Raw genomic sequence first — 15,710 nt, 5'->3', positions numbered from 1 at the left:
AATTAGGCAGTGTTAATTATCGCGAATAACGTGACGGGTTCGTTCGGTCAAAATTATTTAAAGGTTACATCATGAAAACTGTACATTTAATTCAACATACACATTGGGATCGTGAATGGTATTTCACTGAGAATGATTCCAAAATTGTTCTTTATTATTTTATGAATGACTTAATTAAACACTTACAAGAAGATTCTTCTCTTGGGCCATTTATATTAGATGGGCAAACCGTGGTGTTGGAAGATTATTTACAGGTAGCACCGGAACAGCGTCAATGTTTACAACAATTAATTAAACAAGGACGGATTTTAATTGGGCCTTGGTACACACAAACGGATTTTTTAGTGGTAGGCGCTGAGTCCATCACGCGAAATTTACTGTTGGGTAAAGCAGATTGTGCACTATGGGGAAATTATATGTCTGTGGGATATGTGCCTGATTCATTTGGGCAAAGTGCACAGCTCCCTATGTTTTTGCAAGAATTTGGCATTGAAAATGCGGTTGTATGGCGTGGCTGGTGTGAGCATGATATTGCAAGTAGTGAATTTATTTGGAAAGCAAAATCTGGTCATCAAGTTATTACCGCAGTATTACCTTGGGGTTACGGTTGCGCAAAATGGTTGCCCGATAACCCAGAAAAAGCATTAACGGTTTTACCTGCAATTTTAGAAAAACAGGCGCGTTTTGCTCATTCAGACCAAATATTATTACCAAATGGGAATGACCAATCTCCATTTGAATATGCTGTGCCAGCGATGCTTGAGCAGCTCAATAAAACACAAAATGAATATTATTTTGTCAAAAGCAGTTTTAGTCAGTTTTTTGATGAAATTAAAGCTAATAGCACTACATTGCCTGAGTTTGAAGGGGAACTACTGAGCCCGAAATATATGCGTGTTCATCGTGGTATTTTTTCGACTCGCATGGACATTAAATTATTAAATGCAAAGTTAGAGCAATTTGTTAGCCAGCAACTAGAACCACTGTTGTCAATTAATTGGCGACTTGGTTTGCCGTATCCTCAAATCGCGGTTGATAATATTTGGCGTAAAGCTATGCAGTCACATGCTCATGACAGTATCGGCGGATGTAACTCTGACCGTGTTAATAGTATGGTGAAAGCACGCTTAAAAGATGGTTTAGAAAGCGCTAATCAATTATTTGACCTGAATATGAAGATGTTAGCGCGAGGTATTGAGGCTAAGCAAGACGGTAAAAAAATCATCATTTTTAATACGTTACCACACAAAAGGGATGCACAGGTTCGTATTACACTTTACACACCTGAAAATGATTTTTGTATTAAAGATAATACAGGAAAGCCTTGTCTCTGGCAGCTTGTTAGTGAAGAAAAACAAGATATGTCATTGATTGTACAAGAGTTAGCGAATAGCACGACAACGACATGGTATCGCAAATGCGAGATCTTACTTGAAGCGAAAGACTTGCCTTCTTGTGGTTATCAGACTTTTTATTTAGTTGAAGGTGAAAGCGCAGGTTTTGAACTTAAAACTGATACACAGGTAGAAAACACATTAGAAAATGAATGGCTAAAACTTGAAGTTAATCAAGGGCAGTTGACGCTAATCGATAAGCGTAATCAACAACAATACCCGAATATTCTTCGCTTAATTGATAGTGGTGATGCGGGGGATAACTATAATTATTCGCCTCCTGAAAACGACTGGTTAATCAATAGTGATGGGCACTTACAACAATATGATTGTGTGAGAGCACCTTTAATGGATTCATTTGTACTCCTGTGGTCTATTCCTGTTCCGCAAGATGCTGCTGCGCGTCAAGAAAAACGAGCTAATGCACATTTAGTCGCTAGCATGAAAGTCTCTTTGCCTCATAATAAGGCATGGTTAGATGTTGAAGTGACGATTAATAATACGACCCAAGATCATCGAGTTCAGGTTGAAATTCCAACGAACGTCCAACAGGCATTTCATTTTGCAGATCAGCCATTTGGCTTAATTCAACGTGAAAATAGCCCCGCAGCAATGAAAGCGTGGCGAGATGAGAGCTGGACAGAGGCACCAACAGCTCTTTATCCAATGCAAAGTCTAGTTATGCAACATGATGATAATAAAGGTATTTGTGTTGTTACTGAAGGGCTTCGAGAGTACGAAATACCTGCGAGTCATACTGAAACTATTCGAGTAACGCTTTTGAGAAGTGTAGGGTGGCTTGGTCAAGCAAACCTCACTTGGCGACCAGGTAGAGCATCGGGCATGGTGCTACCGTCACCTGAGTCACAAATACAGGGCTCGCATCATTTCCATTTTGCTGTGTTGCCAATAAGCGATGGCCTGAGTGCGAAGCTTTGGCGTGATATTGAGCATTGGCGTTTGCCTGCATTTGGTTACCTAGACTCAGGTTGGTCTCAATTTAAAATGAATCCACATAATATTGTTTTTCCAAATCATTATAGCTTACTGACATGGGATAGTGAGTTACATTTCAGCACGTTGAAAAAAGCACAGAACCAAGAGTCACTCATTTTGCGTGGGTGGAACCCAACGAACGAAACTAAAACATATTCAGAACCAAAATCAAATACACAAATACACCAAGTAACTTTATCGGAATCGGTATGCATAAACACGGCTAAAGCAGCTCCTTGTACACCAGTGTCTTGGTTAATTAGTTAATTAGAAAAGGAAAATATTATGCAAACACTGCCATTTCGTTGTGAGTTACCCAATGGTATTCATGCAAGACCAGCGAGTGCTATTGAACAAAATACCGTTGGTTTTCAATCGGATATTATATTATTTAATCAAAGTAAAACGCGCCAAGCGAATGCCAAAAGTGTGTTGGCTCTTGTGGGGGCAGACGTTACTCATGGTGATGAATGCTATTTTACAATTAGTGGCTATGATGAAAATCTCGCTTATGAAAAATTAAAGGCATTTATTGAACACGAATTTATTCATTGCGACGAAAAATTCCCGCAAAAAGATAAACAAGAGCAAAGCATTATTCCTGTTTACCTAAGCCGCACGACTTCTCAGATAGTTCGTGGTCATGGTATTAGTCAAGGCATTGCAAAAGGAAAGGCCGTTTATGTGCAATCGTTTGATTTGCAACAGATTGCATGGTCTGAGCCCTCGAGTACCCAAACAGAGCAAGGAGCTGCGTTAACACACGCGTTGCAATGTGCTCGTCAGCAGTTTACTCAAGATATTGAACAAGCTGATAAGGTGGCAATAAATATTTTAGAGGCGCAGAGCCAATTACTCGATGATGAGGATGTTGAGGCGTGTCTATTGAAGCACAGAGAAACGCATAATGCGATAGCTGCATTATCAATGGCAATTGAAGAGCTGAGTTTGCCATTTCGGGAAAGTAGTAATGAATATTTGCGTCAACGCGAGCTAGATATTCAAGATTTAGGTTTGCGTATTGCAACGTACCTTGGTATTCAAACTAAAATACAACTTCCTGAATTAACAGAAGATTCAATTGTTGTCTGCCAAGGGGTATTAACGCCAAGCGAATTATTGGCGTTAAGAGGAGAATATCTGCAAGGTATTGTAATGGGGCAAGGGGCAGAAACATCCCATACCGCTATTTTGGCACAGTCTTTTGCTCTGCCTTTAATGTGTGTAGCACCTCCAACTATTGAGTCGATTCAATCTGCTCAAGTCATATTATTAGACTCGAAATATGATTTGTTAGTACTTGAACCCGATGCTTATGCAGATAATTGGCTAAAATTTGAAAAAGAAAAATTATCTTACTTATCAGTGTCTTTAGATGAATCGAATATTGAATATGCTGTATTGAGCCCATCCTTAATTTTACTTGATGAAAGTATGGCAAGTAAGGATGAGGTTATTAAACGGTTAACAGATAATTTAGAAATTAATCATCGAACAGATTCTGGTGTGCAAGTTGAGCAAGCAATATGGCAAAGAGAGGAAATATTTAGTACAGCCTTAGGGTTTTCAATTGCAATTCCACACTGTAAATCACCTTTTGTTAAACATAGTAGTATTTCAGTATTACGTTTACCTAATGAATTAGCGTGGGGGGATAACGTAGATGTTAAATTAGTTATTATGTTAACGATTAATGATTCTGATGAAAGCCAACATATGCGAATATTTTCTATATTAGCTCGCAAATTAATGCATGAATCTTTTCGAGAAAAAATATTAAAAGCAAAAAATGAAATTGATATTGTTGAATTGTTAAAAGTTGAGTTGGAATTATGACTTAATTAAATGAGGGTCTAATTAAAATAAAATCCTTACCTTCCTTTTTGGTTTTACTTTAAAGGCTGAGACTCTTTGTTTTTAAAATATATGAAATTAGATAGTTAGACTGGAGAGGACATACCATAAAAAACCAAACTTTAAAGAAGAATTAATAATTTTCACTATTTAATACAACAAAATAAATATTAATTATATAGGAATGAACTTATGAAACATTTAACTCTAGGTATCTCTACATTATTATTTTGCACAGCAGCGAATGCGACGTATATAGACTATCGCCATGAGTGGTTAGGTGATGAACACCGTCATGAAGACCGTGTCAAAATTGGACACAGCATGCAAAATGGGACTTATTTCAGTCTTGAAGGTAAATGGCGAAGTCGAGATGGTGGATTTGGTGAAAATTTATCATCAAAAGGAAATGAAGTTGAAGTCGGTTACAAATATAAAGCGACAAAAGATTTTGTTTTAACGCCTTCTTTTGCTTTAGATTCAGGGGATAAAGATACGGCTTATAAATTTAGTGTCAAAGCTGCTTATAACTTAACAGATGATTTTAATGTTGGTACTCGTTTACGTTATGGAGTAAGGCATTTTGACAATTCCAATAAACCGAAAAAAGATAACCAGCATTATTGGCAGAGTAATTTTTATTTAGGCTATAAAATACAAGATGTTTCATTAAGTTATGACTTTGAATATAAGTTTGATACAGACTACCCAGCATATAAAGGAAAAGAAAAAGATTATGCACATAATCTAAATGTATCTTGGATTGGGAATAAAACTTGGGTTCCTTATGTTGAATTAGGGTATGTCTCTTACGATGATGGTTCATATGTCAAAGATGGAAAAACTTACCGCGATGCATGGCAGTGGCGTTATCGCGTTGGAATTGCCTATAACTTCTGATAGAAATAGCTAATTATCTAAAGGGAACAAATATGAACAATAAAATCAAATACGGTTTTGCCCTTGCTTTGATGTCTGCGGGAACGCTGGCATTGGCTAATGATTCAACGAGTAACGCGTATAACTATCGTGTTGCTTTTATGCCGGATATCCATTTTCATGACGTATATGGCCAATTTTCCGATAATGCATTTGATGGGTTAAAAAACAGTAAAAGCGGCCAAAATGCAGTTATTCGCTCTATGTATGCACAATTAACCTCTACTCGCTTGTTTAATGAAAATTATTTTGCATTGCGTGCGGCGTTAGATGATGCAGGCAAGAAAGGAATTAAGCTCATTGCATTACCCGGTGATTTTACCGATGATGGACAGCCGATCCATTTGCGTGGTTTAGTGAAAGTTTTACAAGAATACGAGCAAAAATACGGTATGCGTTTTTTTGCAACACCGGGCAACCATGATCCAAATCGTCCATTTGATATGCCTGCAGGAAAGGAAGATTTTCTTGGTGTAGATGGTAAAACGCAACGTATCTTTAGTTTAGGTGCCAGTGAATGTACGGGGTACCAAGGTAAAACAGCTATTATAGAAACGGGCGCTGAACTCCCCACCATTTGCTCAGAGGAGATGGTCTACAGTGGCTACGGTCGTGTAATGGATGCAATGAAGTCCTTTGGTATTAATCCCCTACCGGAAGATATTTATTGGGAAACACCTTACTCGAACTACGGCTCAAAAGGTTATAGCTATGAAGCCGCTCTAAATGCGAGTGAATTTAGCCAAAGACAGTATGAAATTTGTGCTCAGGGAACCGGTGGGCAATACAAACAAGCAGGTTATGGTCCTTGTTTTGATGTGGCAGATAGTAGCTATCTTGTTGAGCCAGTTCCAGGTTTGTGGTTAATGGCGGTTGATGCCAATATTTATGTACCTTCAGAAAAGGCGGATATTAATAATCCGAAAGCCGCTAAAAACTTTGCAGGTTCAGGCAATGCAGGTTACAACAAAATGTTGACGCACAAACAGCACACTGTTGAATGGATGACGGATGTCGCCAAACGCGCTAAAGAGCAAAACAAAACATTAATCACCTTCAGCCATTTTCCGATGGTTGAATTTGATAATGGAGCAGCTGACGACCTTGAAACTATTTTTGGTAAAGGCAAATTTCAGTTAGAAAGGGCGCCTAAAGAAGACACTAGCCATGCAATGGCAAAAACGGGAATTGGTGTTCATGTCGGCGGTCATATGCATTTTAATGATACGGGCGTGCGTCAGTATCCAGATGGTAGTTTGCTTTTTAATATTCAGGCTCCATCGATGGCGGCATATGTTCCAGCGTATAAAATCTTGAATTTTAAAAATGCCAATGAAATTGACGTACAAACTATTGTCATAGAAGACGTTCCACGTTTTGATGAGCTATTTGAGCACTACCAGCAAGAGTGGGATCATCTCAAGAATACAAACTCGTCACATCTTTGGAATAAAGATATTTTAAAAGCGAGCAACTATTATGATTTCACGAATTGGCATATTACGGAGCTCACCCGCTTACGTTTTATTCCTGAGGAGTGGCCATGTGAAATTCGCCAAATGTTATTTAGTTTAAATGGCGAAGAAATGCTGATTTTGAGCCAATTAGATACTCAGAATGCTTACAGTGATGTGTTAACCGCTCCACTAAGTCAAAATCATGAAATATGCGTGAAAGATTCAGACCCTGGAACCGTCAATATCACTGAGGTTTATTTAAAGAAAGATTCAGATGCATGGAAAAAAGCTCGTGATAAAGCCGCTGTCGTGGCGCAGAAGGCTGGCTACCAATTAAATGATTTTGCGAAGTGGAATGGTTTTGATCTTGCTGTTGATTTTTACCGCTTACGCAATGCTGATGAACTTGCATTGCAAGATATTCCTGTCGAAAGGTTGAATCAGTATCGTTTCCTAACAGGAACATTATTATCATCGTTACCAAGCACAACAGACAAAATTAATACCGATAGCACTTTCGAAAATATTTTTAAATTACGTTTTGGCAGTATTTTCACGGTGATTGATAAATACTTACAAGGTAATCCTAGCCGAGATTTTTATATCAACGTTGAAACAGGTGAAATTAAGCCGATGAATGTAGGGCAGGGAAATAAGTAATTTAAATGTTGTAGTTAATAAATAAGATAATAAAAATCACTGGCAATATTGTGTTGTCAGTGATTTTTTATGTATAAAGCCACTCAAAGAGGAGTGGCTTAGGTAGGTAGTAATTTATTGATTTAATACTAAATATACTCAATATCGTAGCGATATTTCCCGTTTTCAGGAACGAAGGTTAACCGATGAGTAATACAGGCAGGTGCATCTTCTTGATGGTGGGTGACAAATAGCAGCTGGGTGTTGCCTTGCTTGAGCATCACATCAATAAAGCGCAGAACGAGTAACCGATTCAGGCCATCAAGCCCTTGAAGTGGTTCATCTAAAATCAGCATTGCTGGGTGTTTGACAAGTGCCCGTGCGATTAACACTAATCGCTGTTGTCCCCACGAAAGACTATGGAAAGGTTGTTGTGCAGTTTGAATTGGGAACCCCAATAGCGCTAACCATTCATATGCTAATTGTATCTGGCGGTCTGATGGTGTTTGGTATAAACCTATTGAATCATGGAAGCCAGAAATAATCACATTCAATACGCTAGTGGCAACACGGTACTCTTGGTGAATACTATTACTCACATAACCGATATGGCGCTTGATGTCCCAAATGGTTTCACCACTGCCGCGGCGGCGACCAAATAAGGTTAAGTCATTGCTGTAACCTTGGGGGTGATCTCCCGTAATTAAGCTTAATAAGGTGGATTTTCCCGCGCCATTTTCACCGATAATTTGCCAATGCTCACCGGGGTTAACATGCCAAGTTAACCCATGCAGAATGGGTTTGTCGTTATAACTGATAACACCATTATTTAATATGATGCGAGGCGTCGTATCATCCAGTTTTTCATCGTTTGTTGGGTCTTCCGTCTCAGGAATGGCAAGCTGCTTAATTTTTTCACTGTGCTGTAACTGGCTGATTAGGGTGTTAGCAAGTACTGACTCTCTATCACCAGACATCGTCAATTTACAATCAGCGACCACCCCCATATTTTCAATATAATCAGGAAGTTCATCAAAGCGGTTTAACACCAAGACTATCGTAAGGCCTTTTTCAGATAAACTGTAGAGCAACTCACTCAAGTTACTTCGTGAATAGACGTCTAAGCCATCAAAGGGCTCATCTAAAATTAATAGGTCGGGATTGCCCATTAATGTTTGGCATAACAGTACCTTACGTGTTTCCCCTGTAGAAAGGTATTTAAAGCGGCGAGAAAGTAAATCGCGAATGCCAAACCGTGTGGCAAGCTCTAAGCAATATTCATTGTCTTTATGGTTTAATTGAATGATTTCAGCAGCGGTATAACCCGTATCTTCCTCATCATCACTGAGCAAGTCGGTATTATTGCGTTGCCACTCTTCGCTAATAATCTTTTGTAGCTGCTCAAATGAAAGACGAACAGGGGAGTTAAAGGTATTTTTAACAACTCCAGAAAGCGGTTTGAGTTCATTCGATAGAACACGTGCCAGTGAGGATTTACCACTGCCGTTAGAACCGATAAATGCCCAGCTTTCACCCTTATTAATATTGAGTTGTTGAATATCAAGTGTTTGCGTTTCGCTGAGCTTAAAGCTGCTATGTTGTATTGTTATTGAGCTCATCAACCTTCCTTATCATGAATATTTACCTTGTCACCTAACAGGAATAATCAGGATTGGGGATAAAGTCAACAATTGAGCGAAGGGAGGCGAAAAAAAAGGTGAATGCTTACTTACTTTCTCAAGCAAGTAAGCCGATTTATTTAGCAAAGGGTAGCAACAATCACTTGGTCTGCATTGAAAAGTGCCGTAATCGTATCGTTAACTTGCAAAGATTGCGCATCAACATCACTATTTGGCAGGGTTGAGCAGAGCGTTTCACCACCTGTTAGTGTGACAATCACTTCGCTATTATCCTTACCACGTTCTAGTGTCGTAATTTTGCCTGCAAGGCAGTTATCGAACTCAGTTTGGTTTGGTTGCTTGCTGAGCTTAACCCAAGGCGCTTTAATTAGTGCGAGTACTTCTTTGCCTTCGACTAACCCTAAACGGTTAGCACTTTGCTCAGTCAGTGCGGCATTGATCACTGTACTGTTATCCGCTAAACGGATTTGCACGTGTTGTTGGACATGCGTATGGTCACGCGCAATCAAGGTACCGAAAAACTGGTTACGCGCACTGGTTTGCAGTGAAAAGCGTGAAATTGCCGCAAGTAGGCTATCAAGGGGTAAATTGTCTTCTTTGAGAACATCAAAGGCTTTTTGTTGAATTTGTGCTAATAAATCATATAGCTGGAGCAGTCTTTCACCGTAATGGGTTAATGTGGTGCCACCGCCACCTTTGCCTCCCGTTGCACGGTCAACCAGAATATCATCGGTGAGTTGGTTCATCTCATTGATAGCATCCCAAGCACTTTTATAACTGATACCTGCGAGTTTGGCACCTTGGCTGATAGAACCTGTCGCTTTAATTTGTTTGAGTAGCGCGATACGGCGTGGATCAGCAAATAAACTGCCCTGCAATTTAAGTGTGAGTAAAATTTCTGCCTGCATATTTTTCTCCCTTCCGGCTCGGTTGGTGGTGACAGAGTTAAAAAGCACGTTTAGTATGTCGTTAGTATAATATTTTGTCTAAAATAGTCTGCATTATAACGCTATTATGCGTTATTATTTTGATTTGATTTATAATCATTGTGTTTATAATAGATGTATTGAGAGTCGAATTTTCCCTCGTCAGCGTATCTTGTAGGCTGGTGGGTACAGTATCACTGAAGAGGCTTTTTTATGTTAGAACTCATTAAAAGTTTAGGTTTCGCTCTGATGATGGTCCCCGTTGTGATGTTTTTAATCATGGGCTTGATTTACGGCTTAGGCGCATTTTTTAACTTGCTGTCGAAAGCGCACGTACCTCATCATCATAAAACTGAGAACAAGTAACGCTTAGCGAGTACCGTTCAAATTGATCATAGACCCCTTGATTGTCAATACAATCAGGGGGTTTTTATTTTTGAAGAGTCATAACAGCTATTTTTGATAAGTATCATCATAGTAGGTTGAAAACAATTGTCGGCGGTTTTGGATATTAAACTGCGCTTGTTCTTCTGTTGTTTTTTTAGCAAAATCTTTGTGAAACCTTTCGAGCGTTTCTATAGGGCTTTGTTGTAGGTTTTCAGTGAGTTGTTTTATTGCTTCAAGGACAAATAACCCGCAACCATTGGGGACATTTTGTTGAATGTTCCCTTCAATATACGTGATGTCTTTTTCTTCTGTAACGCCCGCTTTTTCTGCCGCCAGCGCTATTTCACGTCGAATGTCATCGCTAAGGTTATAGTACGAATTAAATACTGCGCATTTGATTTTGTTGTTTGGTGGAGCCTGTTGTGACGTCACTGGGTAGAGTGCAAATAAAATCCAGTGGTTGTTATTCACATTAAGAGGAAATAATTCGAATTGCTTCAAATGGATGCCATTATTTATTTTTTCCTCAATTATCTCTCCCAATAAATTATTCCCACTTTGGGTGAGACCCAAAGAGCAATTAACCGTTACATTATTTGGTAAAGTCTTAGTGTTTTTATTTGCAGAATCAATTTCATCACTTGTGGTCATTCGGTTAGGCTCCCACAGCGTTGACTCTGTTGGTTCACCTTTCATGAATAATGCGGTTAAACCCAGCTTGTCAGCGAGCTTTTCAATTGTTGAAGCAATAATATAGAGCAGTTTTGAGGGCGTCTTCAGCTTTGAATCGTCGAGATAATTTTTGATTTTTCCCTCTCTGTGTCGCTGGTACAACTTTTTGCTGGTTTTTTGTATTTCGAGGGCAATATCTTCTTTACCTTTAATTTTTCCACTGAAGATATCAAATAAAATATTTTCCGCTTTATGACCAAGCTCATCACGACGTAATGCTAAATTATGTAATAAATCAATATCATCAAGATTACCTTGGCTGGCGGATTGAGAGAGTGCCATTAACCCTTGATTATCAATTTCTCCACTTAATAAATTGTGTAGTTGTTCGGGTAATATTTGTCTTGGAGAGGGTTGAGTTATCCGCATTGTCGGTCCTTTTATTAGCAAGGGGATACGATGAATCACAAATTCACCGTAAAAATTAAAATTTGAACTAAAAGAGCCGATAAAATATCAAGAGGAATATATTTATTTCTATACAAAAACGATGAGGTGATAAGTTCGAAGAATTAACCTTTTTTTTAACGTTTTACGATAAGGTGCAGCAAAATTGCATCATTTCTTGAGCCAGCACACTTTTATACGTAGTTTAACTTTAAGTTATCGCTGTGTCCTGATATATATAGCGTGTTAACTAATACTATGGTGGATTAAAATGAAAAAAGGTTTGGTATCTCTTCTTGCTGGTGCAACATTAACGTTAACAATGGCAAGCAACAGCTTTGCCGCTGATAAAATTACCGTTTTCGCTGCTGCCTCTTTAACTAACGCGCTGAATGAAATTTCAGAACAATATAAAAAAGAATCCAATGTAGAAGTGGTGGCATCTTATGCATCGTCTTCAACATTAGCACGTCAAATTGAACAAGGCGCACCAGCGAATCTGTTTATTTCTGCTGACCAGCAGTGGATGGATTACGCTATCGATAAAAAATTAATGGTCGAAAATACCCGTTATACCTTATTAGGTAATGAGCTAGTATTAATCGCACCAAAAGATTCAAAAATCGATAAAGTCGAAATTAATAAACAAACAGATTGGAAAAAGCTGTTAGATGGTGGCCGTTTAGCAGTGGGTGATCCTGATCATGTGCCAGTCGGTATCTATGCTAAAGAAGCATTAGGTAACTTAGGGGCATGGGAAACTGTTGACCCATTACTAGCGCGTACCAACAACGTGCGTAGTGGGATGGCACTGGTTGAACGCCAAGAAGCGCCTTTAGGTATCGTGTACGGCTCTGATGCGGTTGCAAGCCAAAAAGTAAAAGTTGTGGGTATTTTCCCAGCAGATTCACATAAACCTGTTGAATATCCAATGGCTATCGTTAAAGATCAAGACAATAAAGCGACTCGTGACTACTACGAATACCTGAAAACCCCAGCGGCTTCAGAAATCTTCAAGCGTTACGGTTTTGATCCACGTACTAAATAAAAACTAAGAGAGTGTTTCGTTGCAGATGTTAAGTCCTTATGAATGGGAAGCAATTTACCTGAGCCTCAAAGTATCCAGTGTTGCTGTGATCCTCAGCTTACCCCTCGGTATTTTAACGGCTTGGATATTGGTTCGCTGTAATTTTCCGGGTAAAACACTGCTCGATAGTATTATCCATCTACCACTGGTGCTGCCACCCGTGGTAGTGGGGTATTTATTATTGATCAGCATGGGAAAACGCGGTTTTATTGGTGAATGGTTGTATAACTGGTTTGGTTTTAGCTTCACATTTAGTTGGCGAGGTGCAGCACTTGCATCTGCAGTGGTGGCTTTTCCCTTAATGGTGCGAGCAATCCGCTTGGCTCTTGAAGCGGTAGACCGAAAACTAGAGCAAGCCGCAAGAACGCTAGGGGCTACGCCGCTACGCGTTTTCTTCACTATTACTATTCCACTTTCTTTGCCGGGTATTATCGTGGGTACTGTGCTGGCTTTCGCTCGTTCTTTGGGGGAATTTGGTGCAACGATTACCTTCGTGTCTAATATACCGGGTGAAACCCAAACTATTCCCCTTGCCATGTATACACTGATTGAAACACCAGGCGCAGAAGTTGATGCTGCCCGTTTGTGTATTATTGCTATCGTTTTAGCCTTGATTTCATTATTAATTTCAGAATGGCTAACCCGTTGGGGCAAAAAACGTTTGGGGGTAGCGTAATATGTTAGAACTCGACTTTTCCCAAAAGTTAGGGGATTTGCAGTTGGAAGTGAATACCCAGCTACCTACTGAAAGTATTACTGCCGTTTTTGGGTTATCAGGGGCAGGAAAAACCTCCTTAATTAACGTGATTGGTGGGCTAACGAAGCCTAACAAAGGGCGCATTGTGTTAAATGGCCGCACGTTAGTGGATATCGAAAAGAAAATTTGTTTGCCGCCAGAAAAACGCCATATTGGTTATGTATTCCAAGATGCTCGGCTTTTCCCGCACTATCGTGTCAAAAATAACTTGCGCTATGGCATGGCTTCGACAATGAAATCGCGTTTTGACGATATTGTTGAATTACTAGGTATTGAGCAACTGCTTAATCGCTACCCAATTACTTTATCGGGTGGTGAAAAACAGCGTGTTGCCATTGGCCGTGCATTGTTAACAGCACCTGAAATTTTATTGATGGATGAGCCGCTAGCCTCTTTAGATTTACCGCGTAAACGTGAGTTATTGCCTTATTTAGAAAAACTGTCTCAAGACGTTAAAATCCCCATCCTGTATGTTAGCCATAGTTTAGATGAAATCTTGCGCTTGGCAGATAAAGTGATTGTAATGGCGGATGGGAAGGTCAAAGCGTTTGGCCCACTTGAAGAAGTGTGGGCGAGCAGTGCGCTACGCCCTTGGCTACAAAAAGAAACGTTAAGCAGTGTTGTCAGTGCCACAGTACACAGCCAGCACCCAGATTACGACATGACTGCGGTGGTTGTTGGTGGTCAAAAATTATGGATCCCGCGAGTTGATAGCCAGCAAGGTGCAGAATTACGTATCCGTGTCGATGCATCGGATGTTTCGTTGGTGCTAGAAAAACCGCAAGTCAGCAGTATTCGCAATATTCTCTCCGCAGAAGTGGTTGAATGGATTGAAGATGGCGAGCAAATAGATGTGAAGCTGGATTTAGGCGATGAGCACTATTTGTGGGCGCGTATTACGCGTTGGGCACGAGATGAGCTGTCGATTCGTAAAGGTCGCAAGGTGTATGCGCAGGTTAAGGCGGTGTCGTTGTCTCGTCATTTATAATTACTCGTCGTCCTTGGCGCCGTGGCGTTGTTGGCTTCAATCGCTAATCTTAGTCACATACTTATGTATGCTCCTAAGACTTAGCTCATTTGCCGCCTAACCACAACACCAATGACTTAGAGTAAAGGATATTGTCCTTGGCGCCATGGCGTTGTTGGCTTCAATCGCTAATCTTAGTCACATACTTATGTATGCTCCTAAGACTTAGCTCATTTGCCGCCTAGCCACAACACCAATGACTTAGAGTAAAGGATATTGTCCTTGGAGCCATGGCGTTGTTGGCTTCAATCGCTAATCTTAGTCACATACTTATGTATGCTCCTCAATCCTCGTCATATTTCGTACTACAGCGTTGTTGGCTTCATTCAGCTACCCAAGTCACATACTTTTGTATGCTCCTTGGGATAGCTTCATTTGCCGCCTAGCTGTAGTGCGAACTATTTAGAGGATTAGTGTAAAAGTTCTAATAGAAAACAGAAAACAGAAAACAGAAAAAGGAAAGCGGGGCTTTCCTTTGGATTGATAAGTAAAAATGGGGTTACAGAACGTATTTGCGGATCACTTCAGCGATACCAGGCTCGGTATTTTCGCGGGTGACCAATTTGGCTTGCTGTTTGATTTCATCGACGGCATTGCCCATTGCAACGCCGAGGCCTGCGGTGGTAAGCATACTTAAGTCGTTGAAATTATCACCAAAAGCGACAACATTCTCCATTGTCATACCTTGGGATTCGACCCACTCTTTTAAACGTTGGCCTTTGCTATTACCTTTGCGGCCGACATCCACCTGATCCATCCAAGACCATTCACAATCTAAGCCGAAATCATTCTCGATTTCGTTAACAACTTGGTGCAACTGCTCTTTATTTTGCGAGCTAACCGCAAATTTCCAAATTGAATCGTAGCTGTGCATCACATCCGCATAGTCTTCGACAAATTCAATGGTTGGACGTTGTGTTGCGGGTAATGAATCAGCCCAGTTCAATGTGCGTTTGATGCCTTCAGTTTTTGCGTTATATAACATCGCGTTATCCACATACATTAAGTGTTGGATATCGGTTCCGCGCAGTTTATCAATCATTTGAGTGACTGAATCGAGGGTCATTGGGTTTGATTTAAGCACTTTTTTCCCAAGATAGTCATATAGATATGTGCCGTTACAGCAAATAGCCGGAGTATCCAGATCAAGGGCTTGGTAAAAAGGGTGAATAGCGACATGGTGACGTCCGGTCACGATGATCACTTTAACGCCTTGGCGACGGGCTTCTTGTAGGACAGCTAACGATTCAGGCAGGATCTTCTTTTGATGATCAAGCAGTGTTCCATCGAGATCGAGCGCAATAACGCGGTATGACATAAACGGCTCCACGTGATTTTAGAAGTGACCTATAGGCGAGCTATAGGAATGAGGTCATTTTATCATCATAGCTGATAATAGTAACGAACTGAACCGTTTTAGTTTAACGTTTTTGGTTTAAGCTAATAGCGGCATTGGCGTTAATTACTCACAGTAATTTAAAAAATATA

General features: G+C 40.0%; 12 protein-coding genes. 8 read left to right on the top strand and 4 right to left on the bottom strand.

The features are described 5' to 3' along the window. Nucleotides 1-71 precede the first annotated feature (71 nt). The 4 genes from J6836_RS11905 to J6836_RS11890 all read left to right on the top strand — a co-directional run bounded on the left by J6836_RS11905 (nucleotide 72) and on the right by J6836_RS11890 (nucleotide 7,300). Nucleotides 72-2,657 carry a glycoside hydrolase family 38 C-terminal domain-containing protein gene (locus J6836_RS11905; protein WP_219244281.1) on the top strand — a complete coding sequence of 862 codons (2,586 nt, stop codon included), beginning with the start codon at nucleotides 72-74 and terminating at the stop codon, nucleotides 2,655-2,657. 18 nt (nucleotides 2,658-2,675) lie between these two features. Beyond that, nucleotides 2,676-4,226 (top strand): fructose PTS transporter subunit IIA, encoded by a 1,551-nt coding sequence (locus J6836_RS11900; protein WP_219244280.1) that lies wholly within the window; start codon nucleotides 2,676-2,678, stop codon nucleotides 4,224-4,226. Nucleotides 4,227-4,436: 210 nt separating this feature from the next. Beyond that, a complete protein-coding gene (locus J6836_RS11895) occupies nucleotides 4,437-5,144 on the top strand; it encodes an oligogalacturonate-specific porin KdgM family protein (protein ID WP_219244279.1) in 708 nt (235 codons plus the stop codon). Between the two features lie 32 nt (nucleotides 5,145-5,176). After that, on the top strand, nucleotides 5,177-7,300 hold the full coding sequence (locus J6836_RS11890; RefSeq protein WP_219244278.1) for a metallophosphoesterase family protein: 2,124 nt from the start codon (nucleotides 5,177-5,179) through the stop codon (nucleotides 7,298-7,300). A 128-nt stretch (nucleotides 7,301-7,428) separates the two neighbouring features. Here the strand turns inward: J6836_RS11890 and modF are convergent, their stop codons facing one another. After that, nucleotides 7,429-8,898: a molybdate ABC transporter ATP-binding protein ModF gene (gene modF, locus J6836_RS11885; RefSeq protein WP_219244277.1), complete on the bottom strand. Its 1,470-nt coding sequence runs from the start codon at nucleotides 8,896-8,898 to the stop codon at nucleotides 7,429-7,431. Nucleotides 8,899-9,038: 140 nt separating this feature from the next. Beyond that, nucleotides 9,039-9,827: a molybdenum-dependent transcriptional regulator gene (gene modE / locus J6836_RS11880; protein ID WP_219244276.1), complete on the bottom strand. Its 789-nt coding sequence runs from the start codon at nucleotides 9,825-9,827 to the stop codon at nucleotides 9,039-9,041. 231 nt (nucleotides 9,828-10,058) lie between these two features. On the opposite strand from modE, the gene J6836_RS11875 reads away from it, so the two are divergent. Beyond that, nucleotides 10,059-10,211: an AcrZ family multidrug efflux pump-associated protein gene (locus J6836_RS11875; RefSeq protein WP_219244275.1), complete on the top strand. Its 153-nt coding sequence runs from the start codon at nucleotides 10,059-10,061 to the stop codon at nucleotides 10,209-10,211. Between the two features lie 87 nt (nucleotides 10,212-10,298). Here the strand turns inward: J6836_RS11875 and J6836_RS11870 are convergent, their stop codons facing one another. Continuing rightward, a complete protein-coding gene (locus J6836_RS11870) occupies nucleotides 10,299-11,333 on the bottom strand; it encodes an ElaD/SseL family deubiquitinase (protein WP_219244274.1) in 1,035 nt (344 codons plus the stop codon). A gap of 289 nt (nucleotides 11,334-11,622) precedes the next feature. On the opposite strand from J6836_RS11870, the gene modA reads away from it, so the two are divergent. From modA to modC, 3 genes are read left to right on the top strand one after another with little or no spacing between them, the layout of a single operon-like run. Further along, entirely contained in the window at nucleotides 11,623-12,399 is a 777-nt protein-coding gene (gene modA, locus J6836_RS11865) for a molybdate ABC transporter substrate-binding protein (RefSeq protein ID WP_374445841.1), read from the top strand. A 25-nt stretch (nucleotides 12,400-12,424) separates the two neighbouring features. Further along, nucleotides 12,425-13,114 carry a molybdate ABC transporter permease subunit gene (gene modB, locus J6836_RS11860; protein ID WP_219244273.1) on the top strand — a complete coding sequence of 230 codons (690 nt, stop codon included), beginning with the start codon at nucleotides 12,425-12,427 and terminating at the stop codon, nucleotides 13,112-13,114. Between the two features lies 1 nt (nucleotide 13,115). Then, nucleotides 13,116-14,183: a molybdenum ABC transporter ATP-binding protein ModC gene (modC, locus tag J6836_RS11855; RefSeq protein WP_219244272.1), complete on the top strand. Its 1,068-nt coding sequence runs from the start codon at nucleotides 13,116-13,118 to the stop codon at nucleotides 14,181-14,183. 538 nt (nucleotides 14,184-14,721) lie between these two features. Here modC and J6836_RS11850 read toward each other — a convergent pair. Then, the gene (locus J6836_RS11850; RefSeq protein WP_219244271.1) at nucleotides 14,722-15,540 is read right to left on the bottom strand and encodes a pyridoxal phosphatase; all 819 of its coding nucleotides are present in this window, start codon (nucleotides 15,538-15,540) and stop codon (nucleotides 14,722-14,724) included. Nucleotides 15,541-15,710 lie beyond the last annotated feature (170 nt).

It is taken from the genome of Providencia sp. R33, from assembly GCF_019343475.1.
In the GTDB taxonomy this organism is placed as follows: Bacteria; Pseudomonadota; Gammaproteobacteria; order Enterobacterales; family Enterobacteriaceae; genus Providencia.
The sequence above is the reverse complement of the archived record's forward strand: the minus strand, read 5'-3'. Positions and strand labels throughout refer to the sequence as shown.

Excerpts from the sequence above, each read along its gene's own strand:
- modB (WP_219244273.1), top strand. The coding sequence starts at position 12,425 with ATGTTAAGTCCTTATGAATGGGAAGCAATTTACCTGAGCCTCAAAGTA.
- J6836_RS11895 (WP_219244279.1), top strand. The coding sequence starts at position 4,437 with ATGAAACATTTAACTCTAGGTATCTCTACATTATTATTTTGCACAGCA.
- modC (WP_219244272.1), top strand. The coding sequence starts at position 13,116 with ATGTTAGAACTCGACTTTTCCCAAAAGTTAGGGGATTTGCAGTTGGAA.
- J6836_RS11850 (WP_219244271.1), bottom strand. The coding sequence starts at position 15,540 with ATGTCATACCGCGTTATTGCGCTCGATCTCGATGGAACACTGCTTGAT.
- modF (WP_219244277.1), bottom strand. The coding sequence starts at position 8,898 with ATGAGCTCAATAACAATACAACATAGCAGCTTTAAGCTCAGCGAAACG.
- modE (WP_219244276.1), bottom strand. The coding sequence starts at position 9,827 with ATGCAGGCAGAAATTTTACTCACACTTAAATTGCAGGGCAGTTTATTT.
- modA (WP_374445841.1), top strand. The coding sequence starts at position 11,623 with ATGAAAAAAGGTTTGGTATCTCTTCTTGCTGGTGCAACATTAACGTTA.
- J6836_RS11870 (WP_219244274.1), bottom strand. The coding sequence starts at position 11,333 with ATGCGGATAACTCAACCCTCTCCAAGACAAATATTACCCGAACAACTA.
- J6836_RS11890 (WP_219244278.1), top strand. The coding sequence starts at position 5,177 with ATGAACAATAAAATCAAATACGGTTTTGCCCTTGCTTTGATGTCTGCG.
- J6836_RS11875 (WP_219244275.1), top strand. The coding sequence starts at position 10,059 with ATGTTAGAACTCATTAAAAGTTTAGGTTTCGCTCTGATGATGGTCCCC.
- J6836_RS11905 (WP_219244281.1), top strand. The coding sequence starts at position 72 with ATGAAAACTGTACATTTAATTCAACATACACATTGGGATCGTGAATGG.
- J6836_RS11900 (WP_219244280.1), top strand. The coding sequence starts at position 2,676 with ATGCAAACACTGCCATTTCGTTGTGAGTTACCCAATGGTATTCATGCA.